Here is an 18,210-nt window from a genome sequence, read left to right on the forward strand (position 1 = left end):
CTGGATTACCAAGCAAGGCGGCCGCATCAGCGGCTGCTTTGTTGTGCCCAATTCATTTACACAGTAAATTGACGCGACGGACCTTCTGCCTTCGCGCATGCCAAAAACGCTCTCTTCCGACGACATCCAGCAATTCCGCGAAACCATGCGGCGCGTCGCCGAAAACGCGTTCGCCACGCGCGGCGCGCAAGGCGTGACGATGCGCGAACTGGCGAAGGAGCTGGGTTGCAGCGCGATGACGCCCTATCGCTACTTCCGCGACAAAGACGAAATCCTTGCGATGGTCCGCGCAGCGGCGTTCAACCGTTTCGCGGCACGGCTCGAAGCCGTGGCGAAGGAAGCGCCCGCAACCGACCGCTCCGCGGTCAGCGACGCCTACGTGGCGTTCGCACTCGACGAGCCGCATGCCTACCGCCTGATGTTCGATCTGAGCCAGCCGGAAGGCGCCTATCCGGAACTCCAGACCGCATCGCATCGCGCCTGGAGCAGGCTCGGGGCGCACTTCGAGCAGCTCGTTGCCGCGGGCATTCTGGAAGGCGACCCACAATTGATCGGTTACGCCTACTGGGCAAGCCTGCACGGCTTCACGATGCTGGCGCTCGCCAATCAGTTGCCTTTGCCACAGGCGCAACAAGCCGTTGGAAGCAATGCGCCGACGCGCGAGGCCGTCTTCGCGCAGATTCGCCGGATGTTATGGCGCGGGGCGCAGCCGCAGCGCGGCTAGCCCCAGGTTAGCCCATCAACTCACGCAACGCGAATAAGCCCGCGAAAAGTTCTGGGTAGGAACAAGCAGGTGTGAAGCTCAGCCCGCACGCAAGGTCGGATCGGCAGCGGCGCGCCAGCTCAACGCTTTGGCTCGCTGGTCGGTGAAGAAAGTCACCCACTGATTGCGTACTTGCGGGTCAGTACTCGCGCCGAGGCTCGTGTAATGCTGTGCCAGCGACGCCTGAAACGCGCAGTAATCGTCCTTCGACAACTTGCCGCGCCGGTTCGCCACGTACGCATCGAACAGCGTCGCGTAAACGCCTTGCGCGTCGTTTCCGTAGTCGACCGTCAGGGCGCTGCACATCTGCTGTAACGATGAGAACGAGGGAGCGCCCATCGTCCCGTTCAAGCTCGGCGAGCTGATGCATCCCGTCAGGAGTGCGGCGGCGCCGATTATCCAAAGTCCACGCATGAATTCACCTCGAAATGGCTGCTGCCGAGAGTATCGTCCGTGGCCGCGCGTTACGCCACCACCTTAGCCAACCGGCTAGAGGGGTGCCTAAGAAAACCGAACTTTACTTTTTCGAATATGTTCATTAAAGTTCGCAAACGAACACTATCAGCTCGATAGTTTTTCCAAACCAGTTTCTGAATACGACGCAGAGGACACAGCAGGTGACGCAAGGCTCGAGATACGATTTGCTCGTCGTGGGCGGCGGGATCAACGGCGCAGGCATCGCACGCGATGCGGCGGGCCGCGGCCTGTCGGTGCTGCTCTGCGAACAGGACGATCTGGCGGCCCATACGTCGTCGGCCAGCACCAAGCTGATTCACGGCGGCCTGCGCTACCTCGAGTACCGCGAGTTCGGGCTGGTGCGCAAAGCCCTGCAGGAGCGCGAAACGCTGCTGCGCGCGGCGCCGCACATCATGTGGCCACTACGCTTCGTGATGCCGCACATGCCCGATCTGCGCCCGGCCTGGCTGATCCGCGCCGGCCTGTTCCTTTACGATCACCTCGCTAAACGCGAACTGCTGCCCGGCTCGCGCGGCATCGTGATGCGCGACCATCCTGCCGGCGCGCCGCTGGTCGATTCGATCAAGCGCGGCTTCGTGTATTCGGACGGCTGGGTGAATGACGCGCGTCTGGTCGTGCTGAACGCGCTGGATGCGAAGGAACGCGGCGCGAAGATTCTCACGCGCACCAAGCTGCTGAGCGCAGTGCGCGCCGGCGGCGAATGGCGCGCGCAACTCAAGCGCGAGGACGGCACGATCCTCGACGTGCGCGCCGCTTCGATCGCGAATGCGGCCGGACCGTGGGTCGGCGAATTGCTGGAGGGCGCGCTCGGCCGGGAAGCAACGCACAGCGTGCGCCTCGTGAAAGGCAGCCATATCGTCACGCGCCGTCTGTTCGAACACGATCACGCGTACATCTTCCAGAATCCGGACAAGCGGATCATCTTCGCGATTCCGTACGAACACGATTACACGCTGATCGGCACGACCGACCTCGAATATCGCGGCGACCCGTCGCAGGTGGCGATCAATGCCGACGAAACACAGTACCTGTGCGATTCGATCAACCGTTACTTCAAAGAAAAGATCTCGCCGCAAGACGTGCGCTGGACCTACTCGGGCGTGCGTCCGCTGCTTGAGGAAGAAGGCGCGGACAACCCCTCGGCAGTCACGCGCGACTACTCGCTGGAACTCGATGCGCCTGCGGGCGAAGCACCGTTGCTTTCGGTGTTCGGCGGCAAGATCACGACCTTCCGCAAGCTGGCGGAAGACGCCGTCGACAAGCTCGTGAACGCGCTGCATAACGGCACGCCTTCGTGGACGGCCGGCGTCCCGTTGCCCGGCGGCGATATTCCGCAGGCCAACTTCGAGCGCTTCCTCGCCGGCTTCAAGCAACAGAATGCGTGGCTGCCCGCCGATCTGGCTCACCGGCTCGCGCGTGCGTACGGCACTCGCGTGAAAGACATCATTGGCAACGCGCGCTCGGTGGCCGACCTCGGCCGCGCTTTCGCGCCGGGTCTCTACGAAGCCGAACTCACTTACCTGCGCGACACCGAATGGGCGCGCAGCGCACAAGACGTATTGTGGCGCCGCTCGAAACTCGGCCTGCACGTCGAACCGGGCACGCTCGATTCGATTACACGCGACATTGACGCATGGTTCGCCCGCGAGCCTTTCCGACAGAGTGCCTAGCTAAACCAGTTAGTTGGATCGTTTAGTTAGGCCACTTGGTTGAACCACTTAGTTGGGTCATTTAGTCAGGTCACTGAGTTAAGCCATTTAGTTAGGCTATTTAGCTGAGCCACATAGCCAGACCACCTAGGTCAGGCTATCGCAACACGCCCTGGCTACGTGGATGAACCCGCATGACCCGAATCGATTTTCACCCCTCGGCTACTGATAAAGCCGGGACGCACACGCTCAAACTGTTGCAGCCCGCTTAAAACAACAAGCCGTTCCCGTCGCCGGTCAGCAATCCGGCGATTCATAAAACACATGGAGAAGAGACAATGCAGGATCAGTACATCCTCGCGCTTGACCAAGGCACCACCAGCTCCCGCGCGATGCTGTTCGACCGGCTCGGCAATATCGTGTCGACCGCTCAGAAAGAATTCCAGCAAATCTATCCACGTCCGGGTTGGGTCGAACACGACCCGCAGGAAATCTGGTCGACACAGGCCGGCGTCGCCGCTGAAGCGGTCACGCGTGCCGGCATGAACGGCACGTCGATCGCCGCGATCGGCATTACCAATCAGCGTGAGACCACCATCGTGTGGGACCGCGAAACGGGCCACCCGATTTATAACGCGATCGTCTGGCAGGACCGCCGCACCGCCGACTTCTGCGATCAGCTCAAAGAGCAAGGTCTCGAAGAGAAAGTCCGCGCGAAAACCGGTCTGCCGATCGACTCGTACTTCTCGGCGACCAAGATCCGCTGGATTCTCGACAACGTCGAAGGCGCACGCGAAAAAGCGAAGCAAGGCCGCCTCGCCTTCGGCACGGTAGATAGCTGGCTGGTGTGGAATTTCACCAAGGGTGGTCTGCACGTCACCGATGTGACCAACGCGTCGCGCACGATGCTGTTCAACATCCACACGCTGAAGTGGGATGACGAACTGCTCGAAGCGCTCGACATTCCGCGCAACATGCTGCCGGAAGTGCGTGCGTCGTCGGAAGTGTACGGGCCGACCAAGACCACCGTATTCGCTTCCAAGATTCCGCTCGCGGGCATCGCCGGCGACCAGCACGCGGCCCTGTTCGGCCAGATGTGCACGGAGTCGGGCATGGTGAAAAACACCTACGGTACCGGCTGCTTCCTCGTGATGAACACCGGCGACAAGCCGATCGAATCGAAGAACAATCTCGTCACCACCATTGCGTGGCAGATCGGCGACCAGATCAACTACGCGCTCGAAGGCAGCATCTTCATCGGCGGCGCGGTGGTGCAATGGCTGCGCGACGGCCTCGGCATCATCAAGAACGCAGCTGAGATCGAAACGATGGCGCGCAGCGTACCGCATAGTGATGGCGTGTATCTGGTGCCCGCGTTTGCAGGCCTCGGTGCGCCGCACTGGAATGCACGGGCTCGCGGCACGCTGTTCGGCGTGACGCGCGGCACGAGTTCGGCGCACATCGCCCGCGCCGCGCTCGACTCGATCGCCTATCAGTCACTCGACGTGCTGAAAGCAATGGAAGCCGACTCCGGCATTCGCATCGGCGAATTGCGTGTGGACGGCGGCGCTTGCGCGAACAATCTGCTGATGCAATTCCAGGCGGACATCCTCGGCGTCGACGCAGTGCGTCCGAAGGTATCGGAGACGACCGCATTGGGCGCGGCGTATCTGGCCGGTCTCGCGGTCGGTTACTGGAAAGACGTGAACGAACTGAAAAGCCAGTGGGCGCTCGATCGTCGTTTCACGCCTGCCCTGCCGCACGCCGACGTCAAGGAGTGCCTCGACGGCTGGAAGCGCGCGATCCGCGCCGCGAAGGCATGGGCCGACACGCCCTGATTGCTTGTCCATCGGTTCCATAAGACACCTTTCGACATAACGAAGCCGCCTATCCAGCGGCTTCCCTAACAACTATATTCCGGATACCAAATCATGTCTCCTTACATTGCGGAATTCATCGGCACCGCGCTCCTGGTGCTGCTCGGCAACGGCGCAGTTGCCAATGTGCTACTCGCGCGCACCAAGGGCAAAGGCGCGGACCTGATCGTGATCGTGATGGGCTGGGCGATGGCCGTGTTCATCGCCGTGTACGTCACGGCATCGTACAGCGGCGCGCACCTGAATCCTGTGGTCACGATCAGCCTCGCCCTGGCAGGCAAATTTGCGTGGGCCAAAGTGCCGGGCTACGTCGCGGCGCAGATGCTCGGCGGCATGGCGGGCGCCCTGCTCGTGTGGCTCGCGTATCGTCAGCACTTTAATAAGGAAGGCGATGCCGACGTGAAGCTCGGCGTGTTCTGCACGTCGCCCGCGATTCGCAGCGTGCCACATAACCTGCTCACCGAAATGATCGCGACTTTCGTGCTGATTCTCGGCGTGCTGTATCTGGCTTCGCCGCAAGTTGGCCTCGGTGCGCTCGACGCGCTGCCAGTCGGCTTGCTGGTGCTCGGCATCGGCATTTCGCTCGGTGGCCCGACCGGCTACGCGATGAGCCCCGCGCGTGACCTGTCGCCACGTCTGATGCACGCGCTGCTGCCGATTCCGGGCAAACGTGACAGCGACTGGCGCTATTCGTGGATTCCGGTATGCGGTCCGCTGCTGGGCGGCGCAGCGGCAACAGGGCTGTATTTGTATCTGCACGCGCACTGATTCTGCGGCGCACATTTGGGCGCATACAGGGCGCACTAAACACGCTCTCACGGCGCAAATAAGCGCCGACGGCAAGCGACGGCGCCGCGCACGCGGCGCCAAAGCACGTATCATGATGCTTTCAATCTCCGCGCATGAGCTTGCAACTGTCTTGCTCGCGTGCCTCTCGCTTTCCGTCTTAAAGCATGATCGACCACCTCATCTGTGACTGCGACGGCGTGCTCGTCGACAGCGAAATCATCGCTGACCGCGTGATGCTCGAAACGCTGTCCGCCACCTTCCCCGGCCTCGACTTCGAACCCGTCGTCAAAACAGCGTTCGGCCAGCAGACCTCGCGCTTTCTCGAAGGTATCGAGAAGTCGTTCGACATCACGCTGCCGGCCGATTTCTTCAATACGATTGAACACAACGTCGAGCTTGAACTCGCGGCATCGCTCAGCCCGATCAACGGTGTGCGCGACGCCTTGCAACGCGTAACGCTGCCCGCCGCGGTCGTGTCGAACAGCCGGATGGCGCGCGTGAATGCGTCGGTGCGGCGCGCGGGTTTGCAGCAGATTTTTGGCGAGCGGATTTTCAGCGCCGAACAGGTCGCGCGGCCGAAGCCTTATCCGGATGTGTATCTGTTCGCTGCAAAGACGCTGGGGGTGGAGCCTTCGCGCTGCGTCGTCGTGGAAGATAGCGTGGCCGGTTTGAATGCGGCGCGGGCGGCGGGTATGAAGACGATTGCTTTCGTCGGTGCAAGTCATATCCCCGACGGTTATGCGGATGCGCTGCGCAAGATGGGCATGACACGCATCATGAAACATATGGATGAACTGCCCGCGCTGGTCGAGGCCGGTGTGCGCGGCGAGTTTGGCGACGTGCAGTCTTAACGGGCGCGAGAATAAAAAAGCCGGCTGCAATAGCCGGCTTCAAATTCCTGAGAAACCCCGCGCTTTTCCGAGCGCGGGGTTTTTTCTAACACATCAAGCCTCATCCGCGACGCATTCGCGAGCCGTCGCCAGCGCCTGGCGGAATTCCACCAGCTCGGCGATTGTCAGCATCGGCAGATTGTGTTGTTGAGCGAAGCGCTCCACATCCGCGCCGCGCGTCATCGTGCCGTCCGCGTTCATCAGCTCGCACAGCACGCCGGCCGGCTTCAGACCCGCGAGAATCGCCAGATCGACCGTGCCTTCGGTGTGGCCGCGGCGCGCGAGCACGCCGCCGGGTTGCGCACGCAACGGAAACACATGACCCGGACGCACGATGTCGGCAGGCTTCGCCGTATCGCTGATAGCCGCGCGGATTGTCGTCACGCGATCGAGTGCGGACACGCCGGTGGTCACGCCATCGCGCGCTTCGATCGAGACCGTGAACGCGGTGCCGTGACGGCTTTCGTTGTTGACAGACATCGGCGGCAGTTCGAGTGCGCGGATCTTGTCGTCGGGCAGGCACAGGCAGACGATGCCGCTGCATTCGCGGATCAGCAAGGCCATGGTTTCGACAGAAAGACGCTCGGCGGAAACGATCAGATCGGCTTCGTTCTCGCGGTCGTGGTCGTCTTGCAGGACGACAGCGCGGCCATCGCGCATGGCTTGCAAGGCGGCGGCGATGCGCGACGGAACGGGCTCGGTGGCGAGCAGGGGAAGGTCAAGTGATGCGCTATCCGCAATCACCGACGGAGCAGGAAAAGTAGCAAAGGACATAGTTGAAACGCTCATCGCAAAAGTTGGGCGAAAAACGTTTCAGGGCATTGCAAACAGACCAAGACGCGCCGTTGAACGCCGCGCAAAGCGGCGCTCGCGCACCGCCCGAACCTCTGGCGGCAACACGGAAACGAACATGACTATCTGCACATCTTCTTCCATCCGGACTCTAACCGTCGGCTCTGGCTTCTCACCAGATCTGCTGACCCCACTGCGCTTTCGATACGCTGAAAGCTGAACGAAGCGGGCGCTCGCGGGCTCACCGGCTCGCGCTTTCGCGCTGCCGGCATACCGCCGGTGGGGAATTTCGCCCCGCCCTGAAGACGCACTGATTGCCGGATTGACCGGCCGGCAAAGAATACAACAGTCGCGCGAAACCTGCAGCGCAACCCCTACTGATTAGACGGACATCTCGGCTTTACCGCCTATCCGCCTGAAAAACCTCATCCGTCAAACCGGCGCGGCCTGGCGTGTCAAATCATGCGGCGCGGGCACATCCCAGCGCGGCGGCGTTTCCGCCTTCAACGTGACGCGAAACGCGCGCGCTTCGGTGTCACCGGGATTGCGCAGGCTGTGCGGCTGGTCGGCATCGAACACGATCGCGTCGCCCGTGGCCAGCAATTGGCGCTGGTCGTGCACGCTGACTTCCAGCGTGCCTTCGCTGACCACCAGATTCACCGTGGTGCCCGGCGCGCGGCGCGTGCCGGCCTCGGTGTGCAAGGGCGCGATACGCAGCTCGTGAAATTCGGCGGCGGTCGGCTCGGCGTCCGGATAAAGCGGCCGGGCTGAGTAGCGCCCATTCGAACTGACGAGCCGCGACGAACGCTCCGCCGGCAAATGCTCGAAGCCATTGGTCGCATGACGTCGCAAGAACGCCGCCACCGAAACCTTCAGCGCCGATGCAACTTTGCACAGCACCTTGATCGACGGCACGCTACGCGCCGACTCGATCTGCGCGAGCATCGCTCGCGAGACGCCGGAGGCGCGGGCCAGAGCGTCGAGCGAAAGCTGGCGCTCGGCGCGCAAACGGGCGAGATTCACGCCGACCAGATGTTCAAGAGCATCGAAAGGTTCAGCGGCACGCGGCGACGCATCGGTGTCAGCCGTGGGATCGCGAACCAGCGCAAGCGGGGAATGCATGATTGCCTCCAGGAGCGCCGCCGGACGGCGGGCAAGCGGTTAGTGGAAGCAAGATAGCACTGCGCCCCGCCGTACCCAACGAAGTTATCTTCACACTGTTATCAGCATTGCGGAGGACGATTCTCGCAAAGCTTGTGCGAATTTTTCATATGGGCGTACTTGGGCTCAGTGGGGCTCGAACACGCCGACACGCGCGTAGACGCACTTAACCACATCCGTAGACGTCAGGCGCCCCACGCAGACTCAGGCGCTTTGCGCCACGGTCGCTGCCGGCGCATCCATCCGCGCCGCGAACCACGTGAGCAGCAATGCCACCACGCTAACCGCCGCCGCAACCCACGGCAGCGTATCGAGCGAATGGCCGTGATTGATCACCAGACCGCCGAGCCACGCGCCGCCCGCATTGCCCACGTTGAACGCACCGATGTTCAGCGTGGAAGCCAAATTCGGCGCGGCAGCGGCCTTCTCGACCACACGCATCTGCAACGGCGGCACCGTCGCGAACGCCGCAATGCCCCACACGAAAATGGTAATCGCCGCCGCCACCTGTGAGTGGCTGGTACGCGCGAAGATCGCCATGACTACCGCGAGCGCCACCAGAATGCCCATCAACGAAGGCATCAGCGCACAGTCCGCGAGCTTGCCGCCCACGGTGTTGCCGATCGTGAGACCGACGCCGAACAGCACCAGAATCAGCGTCACGCCTCGCGGCGAGAAACCGCTGACCTGTTCGAGAATCGGCGCGATATAGGTGAACACGACAAACACACCGCCGAAGCCGAGTACGGTCATCGCGAGCGCGGTCCAGACTTGCGGGTCCTTCAGCACGCGCACTTCGTGGCCCAAGCCCACCGGGCCGGAATCATGGCGATTCGGCACCAGCAACGACACGCCCGCCAGCGACAGCACGCCAAATGCGCTGACGATCCAGAACGCCGCACGCCAGCCGAACTCCTGGCCGACGAAAGTCCCGAACGGTACGCCAAGCACATTCGCGAGCGTCAAACCGGTGAACATCAGCGCGATGGCGCTTGCCCGCTTTTCAGCCGGCACGAGCGAAGCCGCGACCACCGCGCCGATGCCAAAGAACGACCCATGCGCAAACGACGTCACCACGCGCGCGATCATCAGCACCGAATAGCTGGACGCAATCGCGCACAGCGTATTGCCGACAATGAACACGCCCATCAGCAACTGCAACGCGAGTTTGCGCGGCATCTTGCTGGTCACCACCGCGAGCAGCGGCGCACCGACGGCGACGCCGAGCGCATAGCCGCTCACCAGCAAACCGGCCGACGGAATCGACACAGCCAGATCGCGCGCGACCTCGGGCAGCAAGCCCATGATCACGAACTCGGTCGTGCCGATCGCGAAAGCGCTGATCGCGAGCGCCAGTAATGGAATGGGCATTTTTCTACTCCAGGTTCTAAAGTTGAGCGTGTTAGCCACGGTGGGCGTTGCGCAGCGCCGTTACGAATTCGATGACCACACCCGGCGCGAGCGCGACGAACAGCTGCTGTTCGGCTTGCTGCGGCCCCATCTGCGGCACTTCGGCAAGCTGATAAGGGAGGTCCGCCGCATGCACGCGCCGCAACAGCGCCGCCCATTCGTCGGCACTCTGCAGCCGGAAGGCAACATGGTCGATGCGCGGCGTGGCCCTGCCCGCTACGGCGGGCACCGTCGCATCGATCAGATGAATCACTGGCCGGCCGTTCGCATACAGCCAGTAGCCGTCGATCGAAAACGGCGGACGCGCGCCCTCCGTCAGCCCGGCGACGTCGACGAAGAAGCGTCGGGCGGTCTCGAGGTCGGCGGTGACGATCGTTGCGTGATCGAGTTGCATGGCGTGGGCTGCGCGGAGCACAAAGGGTTTACGAGGAGTGCATTGTGAGCGGAACACGTCGATTTGATAATTGGCGTAGCATTTGAAACATTTTCAAATAACTTTGAAAGATCGCAATGGATAACCTCGGTGATATCCGTCTGTTCGTCGAAGCGGCGCAGCAGGGCAGCCTGTCGGCGGCGGGTCGCAAGATGGGCCTGACGCCGGCCGCCGCCAGCGCGCGGCTGGCCAAACTCGAAACCGGGCTGAAAACGCGTCTGTTCGAGCGCACCACCCGCCAGCTGAGGCTCACGGACGAAGGCCGCCTCTACCTGAACTGCTGCCGCCAGGCGCTGCAATCGCTCGACGACGCCGAAGCCGCGCTGCAAGCCGGCCAAGGCGTGGTGCGCGGCAAGGTGCGGATCTCCGCGACCTCGGACTTCGGCCGCAACCTGCTGATGCACTGGCTCGACGAATTCAACGCGCTTTACCCGGAAGTCACGTTCGCGCTGACGCTGTCGGACTCGCTATCGAATCTGGTGCAGGAAGACATCGATCTGGCGATCCGCTTCGGCGTGCCGCAGGACAGCTCGCTCATCGCCCGCAAGCTGGCGCCGAACCGCCGTGTGCTGTGTGCGTCGCCGGACTACATCGCGCGCAAGGGCGAGCCCAAGGACCCGAACGATCTGGCGAATTTCGACTGCATCGTGCTCGGCACCGCATCCGGCCCGGCCAACGAATGGCGTTTCACGCGCGGCGACGAAGTGCAGCACTACACGGTGCCGTTCGAAACGTCCCGGGAAACCAACGACGGAGCGGTCGCCCGCGAATGGGCGCGGCGCGGCTACGGGATCGTCATCAAGTCGATGTGGGACGTGGAAGCGGACTTGCGGGGCGACTGCCTGAAAATCCTGCTGCCCGAATGGCGCTACCCGGACGCGCCGCTGCACGCGCTCTACCACCGCAACCGCTTCATGGCGCCGCGCGTGCGCGTGCTGCTCGATTTTCTGAGCGAGCGCTTCGCGCAGGTGTCGGACGAACTGGAAGGCCTGCTGGGCTTGCCGCCGGAGCGGCCGCGAGCCAAGGCGGCCACGGAAACCGCATCCGGTGAAGGGCTATAATATTGAGCTACGCTGCAAACGTGCATTGAAAGTGGACGAAAGCGCCGCCCCGCGGGCCGTCCGCACGTTTTCGCCTCTCTCCACCTTTTAAACGACGCCCCCAGGTTAACCACTGCGACCGGCGAAAATCGATGACCAAGAAAGTTTATGTAAAGACCTACGGCTGCCAGATGAACGAGTACGACTCCGACAAGATGGTCGACGTACTCGGCGCGGCTGAAGGCCTCGTCAAGACCGACACGCCGGAAGACGCGGACGTCATTCTCTTCAACACCTGCTCGGTGCGCGAAAAAGCGCAGGAGAAAGTCTTCTCCGAACTCGGCCGTGTGCGCGAGTTGAAAGAAGCGAACCCGAATCTGATCATCGGCGTGGGTGGTTGCGTGGCGAGCCAGGAAGGCGCCGCGATCGTTGCACGCGCGCCGTATGTCGATCTGGTGTTCGGTCCGCAAACGCTGCACCGTCTGCCGCAAATGATCGACAAGCGCCGCGAAAGCGGCCGCGCGCAGGTCGACATCTCGTTCCCGGAAATCGAAAAGTTCGATCACCTGCCGCCGGCGCGCGTCGATGGCGCGAGCGCGTTCGTGTCGATCATGGAAGGGTGCAGCAAGTACTGCAGCTACTGCGTCGTGCCGTACACGCGCGGTGAAGAAGTGTCGCGTCCGCTCGACGACGTGCTGACCGAAATCGCCGGCCTCGCCGACCAGGGCGTGCGCGAAGTGACGCTGCTCGGCCAGAACGTGAATGCTTACCGCGCCGGCATCACGCTCGGTTCGTCGGAGATCGCCGACTTCGCCCAGCTGATCGAATACGTCGCGGACATTCCTGGCATCGAACGGATTCGCTACACCACGTCGCATCCGAAGGAATTCACGCAGCGCCTGATCGACACCTACGCCAAGGTGCCGAAGCTCGTCAGCCACCTGCATCTGCCGGTGCAGCACGGCTCCGACCGCATCCTGATGGCGATGAAGCGTGGCTACACCGTGCTCGAATACAAGTCGGTGATCCGCAAGCTGCGCGCGATCCGCCCTGACCTGTCGTTGTCGACGGACATGATTGTCGGCTTCCCCGGCGAGACGGAAGAAGACTTCGACAAGATGATGACGTTGATCCACGAGATGAAGTACGACACCAGCTTCTCGTTCATCTATAGCCCGCGTCCCGGCACGCCGGCTGCAAATCTGCACGACGACACACCGCACGAAGTGAAGCTCAAGCGTCTGTACCATCTGCAGGCTACCATCGAAGAAAACGTCCAGCGCATCAGCGATTCAATGGTCGGCAAGATCGAGCGGATTCTGGTCGAGCGCCCGGCGCGCAAGGACCCGAACGAACTCGCGGGCCGCACCGAGAACAACCGCGTGGTGAATTTCCCGGCGCCGGTCGCGTCGCACGCACGGCTGATCGGCCAGATGGTGGACGTGAAAATCGTCCATGCGTACCCACATTCGTTACGCGGCGAGCTCGTGCTGGTGCACGACGACGCGCCCGCGACCACCCACTGAGCGACGCCAGCCAGCGTCACAACCCCGACAGGATCGATCCTCCGCCTTGAAGACCACTCAGCAGCATCTGGAATTCACCGCTCCGCGCGACGACAACGCGCGGCTCGCCAACCTCTGCGGACCGCTCGACGAGAATCTGCGGCAGATCGAGCAGGCGCTCGACGTGACGCTGCAACGCCGTGGCCACCGCATCACGATTCGCGGGCGCGGCGCGAAACTCGCGCTTACCGCGCTCGAAAAGTTCTACGACAACTCGCAGAAGCCCCTGTCAGTCGACGACATCCAGCTCGCGCTCGTTGAAGTGCGTCAGCCTGCACGCCATCGCGCGAACGGCAACGGCCATGGCACGGAGGCGCTGGATCCGCGCTTTCCGGGCAATCCGGATCACCCGTTTGATCAGCCGGCCGACGGCGACGACGACGACCTCGAAGAGCTCGGCCCGAAGCTGTACACACGCCGCGCCGATCTGCGCGGCCGAACACCGATGCAACGCGAGTATCTGAAGCAGATCATTTCGCACGACGTGACGTTCGGCATTGGTCCGGCGGGAACGGGCAAGACCTATCTCGCGGTGGCTTGCGCGGTGGACGCGCTGGAACGCGATCAGGTCAAACGCATCGTGTTGACGCGTCCGGCCGTCGAAGCGGGCGAACGCCTCGGCTTCCTGCCAGGCGATCTGGCGCAGAAAGTGGACCCGTATCTGCGCCCTTTGTATGACGCACTGTACGACCTGCTCGGTTTCGATAAGACCGCCAAGATGTTCGAGCGGCAGATGATCGAAATCGCGCCGCTCGCGTACATGCGCGGCCGCACGCTGAACCACGCGTTCATCATCCTCGACGAGGCGCAGAACACCACGCCCGAACAGATGAAGATGTTCCTCACGCGGATCGGCTTCGGCTCGAAGGCCGTGGTCACTGGCGACACGACCCAGGTCGACTTGCCGCGTGGTCACAAGAGCGGGCTGATCGAAGCGCAGCAGGTGCTGGCGGACGTGCGCGGCATTGCGCTCACGCGCTTCACGAGCGCCGACGTGGTGCGGCATCCGCTGGTCGCGCGAATTGTGGAGGCGTACGATGCGCATTCGCAGAAAACCGCCAGTCCGGCGGATTCGCGCTAGATTGCGTCGTTAATTTTGCGCCGAACTCTACAGGACAGGCCGCAGCAAACCAGGCAACAAATCAATCAAGCATGAGCCGCGCACCGAAACTGACGTTGAATCTGCAATTCCCCGCTGCCAAGACCTGGCCGGAACACAAGGCGCTACTGCCGCGTGCCACCGTGGCCGGCTGGATCAAGGCGGCGCTCTTCGCAGACGGGGAACTGACCGTGCGGTTCGTCGATGCCGAAGAAGGTCGCACGCTGAACCGCACCTATCGCGGCAAGGATTACTCGACTAACGTGCTGACGTTTGCGTACGCCGAATCGGAAGACGATCCGGTGACGGGCGATCTGATCCTGTGCTGTCCGGTGGTCGAAAAAGAAGCCGCCGAACAAGGTAAGCCGCTGATCGCACACTACGCTCATCTGCTGGTGCACGGCACCTTGCATGCGCAAGGCTACGACCACGAGGTCGAGGAAGAAGCCGAGGAGATGGAAGCGATTGAAACCGAAATTCTCGGTAAGCTCGGTTTCCCGGATCCTTACCAATAGTCTTTCCCAACCTCCTTACCCTCTCCGTCAGAAACCACCGTGAGCACGTCCACCCCTGAAACCGATACGCGAAGCAGGCCCTGCCCGGACTACCCGCCCGCGCTCGGCGAACCGCGGCTGCTGTCGGATGAGGAGTTGCGCGCGTCACTCGAATGCACGTTACGCAACTGGGACCGCAAGAGCGATCTGTGGCTGTTCGGTTATGGTTCGCTGATCTGGAATCCCGGTCTGCCTAGTGTCGAAGCGGCCCGCTCGAAAGTGCATGGTTATCACCGCGGACTGTATCTGTGGTCGCGCGTGAATCGCGGCACGCCCGAACAGCCGGGCCTCGTGCTCGCGCTCGATCGCGGCGGCTCGTGCTCCGGCATCGCCTTCCGCCTCGCCGCCGAGGGTGCGATGCCGCATCTGGAAGCGCTGTGGCGTCGTGAAATGCCGATGGGCTCGTATCGCCCAACGTGGCTGCCCTGCGTGCTCGCCGACGGCCGGCGCGTCGACGCGCTCGCGTTCGTGATGCGGCGCGACGTGCCGACCTACACAGGCAAACTGCGCGACGAGGTCGTCAAAACCGTGTTCGGTTGCGCGAGCGGCCGCTACGGCACCACGCTCGACTACGTCAGCCGCACCGTCCATGCGCTGCGCGAAAGCGGCATGCCCGATCGCGCGCTCGAAGCGCTGCTCGAGCGTTGCCGCGAAGAAAGTCGCGAGGCCGGTCATGACGCTGGCCGGCAAACGGGCCAGGGCTCGGCGCAATAAGCCGAACGCAGCCGAACGCACTTCAGCGCACCGCACACTCCGTACTTTTTTGCTCGAAAACGCTTTTCCTCGCGTAATCAGTTAGGATTGGCCTATGCCCACCGCACGCGGCCGAGCGGTTGCATCACCGCTTCACTCATCGCCCAGCCCGGCAGGACACGGTCCTGCCATGTGCCTGGTGTATCCTTAATGCTCTGCAACAGCGCGCCCAGTCTCGCCGGGCGCACTACCATGAACGACACGTATCCCAGTCGACACCGAACTAGCGACAAACCACAGGAAAAACGCTCACTCCTCGAGCGTCTGACCGACTTCATCTCGCCCGAGCCCGACTCGCGGGCCGAACTTCTGGAAATCCTGCAGGACGCGCACGAGCGCAACCTGATCGACGCCGACTCGCTGTCGATGATCGAGGGCGTATTCCAGGTGTCCGAACTCAGCGCCCGCGACATCATGGTGCCGCGCGCTCAAATGGACGCGATCAACATCGCGGACAATCCCGCCGAATTCATCCCCTACGTGCTGGAAAAAGCGCACTCGCGCTATCCGGTATTCGAAGGCAATCGCGACAACATCATTGGTGTGCTGCTCGCGAAGGACCTGCTGCGCTACTACGCTGAAGATGAATTCGACGTGCGCGGCATGCTGCGCCCCGCCGTCTTCATTCCGGAATCCAAGCGCCTGAACGTGTTGCTGCACGATTTCCGCGTGAATCGCAATCACCTCGCGGTGGTGGTCGACGAATACGGCGGAGTGGCCGGCCTGATCACGATTGAAGATGTGCTGGAACAGATCGTCGGCGATATCGAAGACGAATACGATTTCGACGAGGAAAGCGGCAACATCATCGCCTCGCCGGACGGCCGCTTCCGCGTGCGCGCGCTCACCGAGATCGAGCAGTTCAACGAGTCCTTCGGCACGCATTTCCCGGACGACGAAGTCGATACGATCGGCGGCCTCGTCACGCATCATTTCGGACGGGTGCCGCATCGCGGCGAAAAAGTCCGCCTCGACGATCTGATCTTCGAGATTCTGCGCGGCGACGCCCGCCAGATTCACATGCTGCTGGTGCGCCGCGACCCGCTCGCGGGCCAGCGCGAGCGCGAAGCACAGCACGTGCAGACCTGATCCGCTCCTTTTCCTCGCCTCTTCAACTCCTCACGCCGACCGCGCAACAATGGCCGACCCGATTACATCCCGTTCGCGCCGCGGCGTGAGCGCCCCTGTCGCCCGAGAAGCGCGCGGCCGTGCACTGCCCCGCTGGCATTACCTCGTCGCTTTGGCCGCCGGTGCGGCCAATACGCTGTCATTCGCGCCAACGCCTCATGGCGGCTGGCTCGAACTCGTGATTTTCGTGTTCTTTTTCGCATGGCTCACGCGCACGACCGGCTGGAAAAGCGCCGCGCTGACGGGCGGCGCATTCGGCTTCGGCAACTACGTCACCGGCGTATGGTGGCTATACGTCAGCATGCACGACTACGGCGGTATGGCCGCACCGCTCGCGGGCGCAGCGGTCGTGCTGTTCTCGCTGTATCTGGCGGTGTATCCGGCGCTGGCTGCCGGCGTCTGGTCGTTCTGCGCAGGGCACGCGCGCAACGGCGCGTCCGATACCGACAAGCCGTTCTCGCCGACCTGGCACGGCGCGCTGGCGTTTGCGAGCGCGTGGGCGATCGGTGAATGGTTGCGCGGCACGGTGTTCACCGGCTTTCCGTGGCTCGCGAGCGGTTATGCGCAGGTAGACGGCCCGTTCGCCGGGTTCGCGCCCGTGGCGGGCGTGTACGGTGTCGGCTGGATGCTGGCGCTGGTCGCAGCGTTGATCGTGCAGGCGCTGATGCCGCTGTTGCCTTCGCGCGGGCAATTCGATACCGCCGACGGCGGCAATGCTGGAAATGCCGGCAATGAGGCTAATCGCGGCGTCGCACGCGTTGCTGTGCCGGGGGCAATCGCGGTTGCGCTGATCGCGGCCGGCCTGCTGCTGCCACTCGCGCAATGGACCCTGCCCGCCAATGCGCCGCTGACGGTGCGCCTCCTGCAGGGCAACATCAAACAGGAAATGAAGTTCGAAGAAGCCGGCATGCGCGCCGCGATCGACCAGTATCAGCAGATGATCACGTCGAAGCCGGCCGACCTGATCGTCACGCCGGAAACCGCCATTCCGGTGCTCGCGCAGCAATTGCCGCCGCAGTTCGCGTCGGCGGTGCGTAACTTTTCAGACACGACCGGCACCGCGATCGTGTTCGGTGCGATCGGCGGCACGATCACGCCGGAAGGCCAGGTGGTCGACTATACGAACAGCCTGTTCGGCGTCACGCCGGGCACGCGCGACGTGTATCGCTACGACAAACACCATCTCGTACCATTCGGCGAATTCGTGCCGTGGGGCTTCCGCTGGTTCGTCAACCTGATGAGCATTCCGCTCGGCGATTTCGCGCGCGGCGCACCGGTGCAGAAGCCGTTTATCGTGCATAACCAGCCGGTCTCGGTCGATATCTGCTACGAGGACATTTTCGGCGAGGAGATCGCGCGGAACATTCGTGAGAGTGACACGCCAGCGGGTGTGCTCGTCAACTCAACCAACCTCGCCTGGTTCGGCAACACCATCGCGCTGGATCAGCATCTGCAGATCGCGCGCATGCGTTCACTGGAAACCGGCCGGCCGATGCTGCGCGCGACCAACACCGGCATGACCGCCGCGATCGACGCCAACGGCAAAGTAATCGGACGTTTGACGCCCTACACGATCGGCTCGCTCGATGTGACGGTGCAAGGCACTTCGGGCAACACGCCTTATGTGACAAGCGGCAATAACACGGTGCTGGCAGTTTCGTTATTGCTGCTGGCGTTTGGGTTTGCATTCGGCCCGGGGATTGCGCGGCGGCAAAACGGTAAGAAATAACTCGCGATAAACGGCATGACTGCGCGCATGCCGTTTATACGTGAAAGCGCCATGATGAATCGCGGCACAAAACCCGCTCCAACAAAAAAACGCGCGCTCCG

At 62.7% G+C, this 18,210-nt stretch carries 17 protein-coding genes and 1 riboswitch; of the genes, 12 read left to right on the top strand and 5 right to left on the bottom strand.

Translation table 11 applies throughout. The features are described 5' to 3' along the window. Positions 1–97 precede the first annotated feature (97 nt). On the top strand, positions 98–724 hold the full coding sequence (locus PQQ86_RS16610) for a TetR/AcrR family transcriptional regulator (RefSeq protein ID WP_408268739.1): 627 nt from the start codon (positions 98–100) through the stop codon (positions 722–724). 78 nt (positions 725–802) lie between these two features. Here PQQ86_RS16610 and PQQ86_RS16615 read toward each other — a convergent pair whose 3' ends face one another. Then, a complete protein-coding gene (locus tag PQQ86_RS16615) occupies positions 803–1,177 on the bottom strand; it encodes a hypothetical protein (RefSeq protein ID WP_408268742.1) in 375 nt (124 codons plus the stop codon). A gap of 203 nt (positions 1,178–1,380) precedes the next feature. Between PQQ86_RS16615 and glpD the strand changes: the two genes are divergently transcribed. The 4 genes from glpD (at position 1,381) to PQQ86_RS16635 (ending at position 6,406) form a co-directional block, all read left to right on the top strand. Beyond that, positions 1,381–2,910, top strand: a complete 1,530-nt coding sequence (gene glpD / locus PQQ86_RS16620) for a glycerol-3-phosphate dehydrogenase (protein WP_408268745.1) — start codon at positions 1,381–1,383, stop codon at positions 2,908–2,910. Between the two features lie 317 nt (positions 2,911–3,227). Next, complete coding sequence (gene glpK / locus PQQ86_RS16625; RefSeq protein WP_408268748.1) at positions 3,228–4,727, top strand: glycerol kinase GlpK; 1,500 nt, start codon at positions 3,228–3,230, stop codon at positions 4,725–4,727. A gap of 93 nt (positions 4,728–4,820) precedes the next feature. Beyond that, a complete protein-coding gene (locus tag PQQ86_RS16630) occupies positions 4,821–5,534 on the top strand; it encodes an MIP/aquaporin family protein (protein WP_054034471.1) in 714 nt (237 codons plus the stop codon). Positions 5,535–5,719: 185 nt separating this feature from the next. Continuing rightward, positions 5,720–6,406 (top strand): HAD family hydrolase, encoded by a 687-nt coding sequence (locus tag PQQ86_RS16635; RefSeq protein ID WP_154558060.1) that lies wholly within the window; start codon positions 5,720–5,722, stop codon positions 6,404–6,406. Between the two features lie 93 nt (positions 6,407–6,499). On the opposite strand, the gene ribB is transcribed toward PQQ86_RS16635, so the two are convergent. The 4 genes from ribB to PQQ86_RS16655 form a co-directional block, all read right to left on the bottom strand. Continuing rightward, positions 6,500–7,219: a 3,4-dihydroxy-2-butanone-4-phosphate synthase gene (gene ribB, locus PQQ86_RS16640; protein WP_408268752.1), complete on the bottom strand. Its 720-nt coding sequence runs from the start codon at positions 7,217–7,219 to the stop codon at positions 6,500–6,502. 146 nt (positions 7,220–7,365) lie between these two features. Beyond that, a riboswitch (FMN riboswitch) is annotated at positions 7,366–7,548 on the bottom strand. A 121-nt stretch (positions 7,549–7,669) separates the two neighbouring features. Next, positions 7,670–8,359 (bottom strand): helix-turn-helix domain-containing protein, encoded by a 690-nt coding sequence (locus tag PQQ86_RS16645; RefSeq protein ID WP_054034477.1) that lies wholly within the window; start codon positions 8,357–8,359, stop codon positions 7,670–7,672. A gap of 243 nt (positions 8,360–8,602) precedes the next feature. Further along, positions 8,603–9,769 carry an MFS transporter gene (locus PQQ86_RS16650; RefSeq protein WP_408268756.1) on the bottom strand — a complete coding sequence of 389 codons (1,167 nt, stop codon included), beginning with the start codon at positions 9,767–9,769 and terminating at the stop codon, positions 8,603–8,605. Positions 9,770–9,800: 31 nt separating this feature from the next. Next, complete coding sequence (locus PQQ86_RS16655) at positions 9,801–10,202, bottom strand: VOC family protein (RefSeq protein ID WP_408268759.1); 402 nt, start codon at positions 10,200–10,202, stop codon at positions 9,801–9,803. A 116-nt stretch (positions 10,203–10,318) separates the two neighbouring features. Here PQQ86_RS16655 and PQQ86_RS16660 point away from each other — a divergent pair, with 116 nt between their 5' ends. The 7 genes from PQQ86_RS16660 to lnt all read left to right on the top strand — a co-directional run bounded on the left by PQQ86_RS16660 (position 10,319) and on the right by lnt (position 18,109). Next, entirely contained in the window at positions 10,319–11,302 is a 984-nt protein-coding gene (locus PQQ86_RS16660; RefSeq protein WP_408268762.1) for a LysR family transcriptional regulator, read from the top strand. 131 nt (positions 11,303–11,433) lie between these two features. Continuing rightward, positions 11,434–12,807: a tRNA (N6-isopentenyl adenosine(37)-C2)-methylthiotransferase MiaB gene (miaB, locus tag PQQ86_RS16665; protein WP_408268765.1), complete on the top strand. Its 1,374-nt coding sequence runs from the start codon at positions 11,434–11,436 to the stop codon at positions 12,805–12,807. Between the two features lie 46 nt (positions 12,808–12,853). Then, a complete protein-coding gene (locus tag PQQ86_RS16670) occupies positions 12,854–13,927 on the top strand; it encodes a PhoH family protein (RefSeq protein ID WP_408268767.1) in 1,074 nt (357 codons plus the stop codon). A 71-nt stretch (positions 13,928–13,998) separates the two neighbouring features. After that, on the top strand, positions 13,999–14,460 hold the full coding sequence (gene ybeY / locus PQQ86_RS16675; protein WP_054034485.1) for an rRNA maturation RNase YbeY: 462 nt from the start codon (positions 13,999–14,001) through the stop codon (positions 14,458–14,460). A 39-nt stretch (positions 14,461–14,499) separates the two neighbouring features. After that, on the top strand, positions 14,500–15,213 hold the full coding sequence (locus PQQ86_RS16680) for a gamma-glutamylcyclotransferase (RefSeq protein WP_408268770.1): 714 nt from the start codon (positions 14,500–14,502) through the stop codon (positions 15,211–15,213). Positions 15,214–15,444: 231 nt separating this feature from the next. Next, a complete protein-coding gene (locus tag PQQ86_RS16685; protein ID WP_054034680.1) occupies positions 15,445–16,341 on the top strand; it encodes a CorC family transporter in 897 nt (298 codons plus the stop codon). A gap of 49 nt (positions 16,342–16,390) precedes the next feature. Then, positions 16,391–18,109 (top strand): apolipoprotein N-acyltransferase, encoded by a 1,719-nt coding sequence (lnt, locus tag PQQ86_RS16690; RefSeq protein WP_408268773.1) that lies wholly within the window; start codon positions 16,391–16,393, stop codon positions 18,107–18,109. Positions 18,110–18,210 lie beyond the last annotated feature (101 nt).

The sequence above is a fragment of the Paraburkholderia sediminicola genome, assembly GCF_046026675.1.
Classification (GTDB): Bacteria; Pseudomonadota; Gammaproteobacteria; order Burkholderiales; family Burkholderiaceae; genus Paraburkholderia; species Paraburkholderia sediminicola_F.

Excerpts from the sequence above, each read along its gene's own strand:
- PQQ86_RS16630 (WP_054034471.1), top strand. The coding sequence starts at position 4,821 with ATGTCTCCTTACATTGCGGAATTCATCGGCACCGCGCTCCTGGTGCTG.
- ybeY (WP_054034485.1), top strand. The coding sequence starts at position 13,999 with ATGAGCCGCGCACCGAAACTGACGTTGAATCTGCAATTCCCCGCTGCC.
- PQQ86_RS16645 (WP_054034477.1), bottom strand. The coding sequence starts at position 8,359 with ATGCATTCCCCGCTTGCGCTGGTTCGCGATCCCACGGCTGACACCGAT.
- PQQ86_RS16655 (WP_408268759.1), bottom strand. The coding sequence starts at position 10,202 with ATGCAACTCGATCACGCAACGATCGTCACCGCCGACCTCGAGACCGCC.
- miaB (WP_408268765.1), top strand. The coding sequence starts at position 11,434 with ATGACCAAGAAAGTTTATGTAAAGACCTACGGCTGCCAGATGAACGAG.
- PQQ86_RS16610 (WP_408268739.1), top strand. The coding sequence starts at position 98 with ATGCCAAAAACGCTCTCTTCCGACGACATCCAGCAATTCCGCGAAACC.
- glpK (WP_408268748.1), top strand. The coding sequence starts at position 3,228 with ATGCAGGATCAGTACATCCTCGCGCTTGACCAAGGCACCACCAGCTCC.
- PQQ86_RS16660 (WP_408268762.1), top strand. The coding sequence starts at position 10,319 with ATGGATAACCTCGGTGATATCCGTCTGTTCGTCGAAGCGGCGCAGCAG.
- ribB (WP_408268752.1), bottom strand. The coding sequence starts at position 7,219 with ATGTCCTTTGCTACTTTTCCTGCTCCGTCGGTGATTGCGGATAGCGCA.
- PQQ86_RS16615 (WP_408268742.1), bottom strand. The coding sequence starts at position 1,177 with ATGCGTGGACTTTGGATAATCGGCGCCGCCGCACTCCTGACGGGATGC.
- PQQ86_RS16650 (WP_408268756.1), bottom strand. The coding sequence starts at position 9,769 with ATGCCCATTCCATTACTGGCGCTCGCGATCAGCGCTTTCGCGATCGGC.
- PQQ86_RS16635 (WP_154558060.1), top strand. The coding sequence starts at position 5,720 with ATGATCGACCACCTCATCTGTGACTGCGACGGCGTGCTCGTCGACAGC.
- lnt (WP_408268773.1), top strand. The coding sequence starts at position 16,391 with ATGGCCGACCCGATTACATCCCGTTCGCGCCGCGGCGTGAGCGCCCCT.
- PQQ86_RS16685 (WP_054034680.1), top strand. The coding sequence starts at position 15,445 with ATGAACGACACGTATCCCAGTCGACACCGAACTAGCGACAAACCACAG.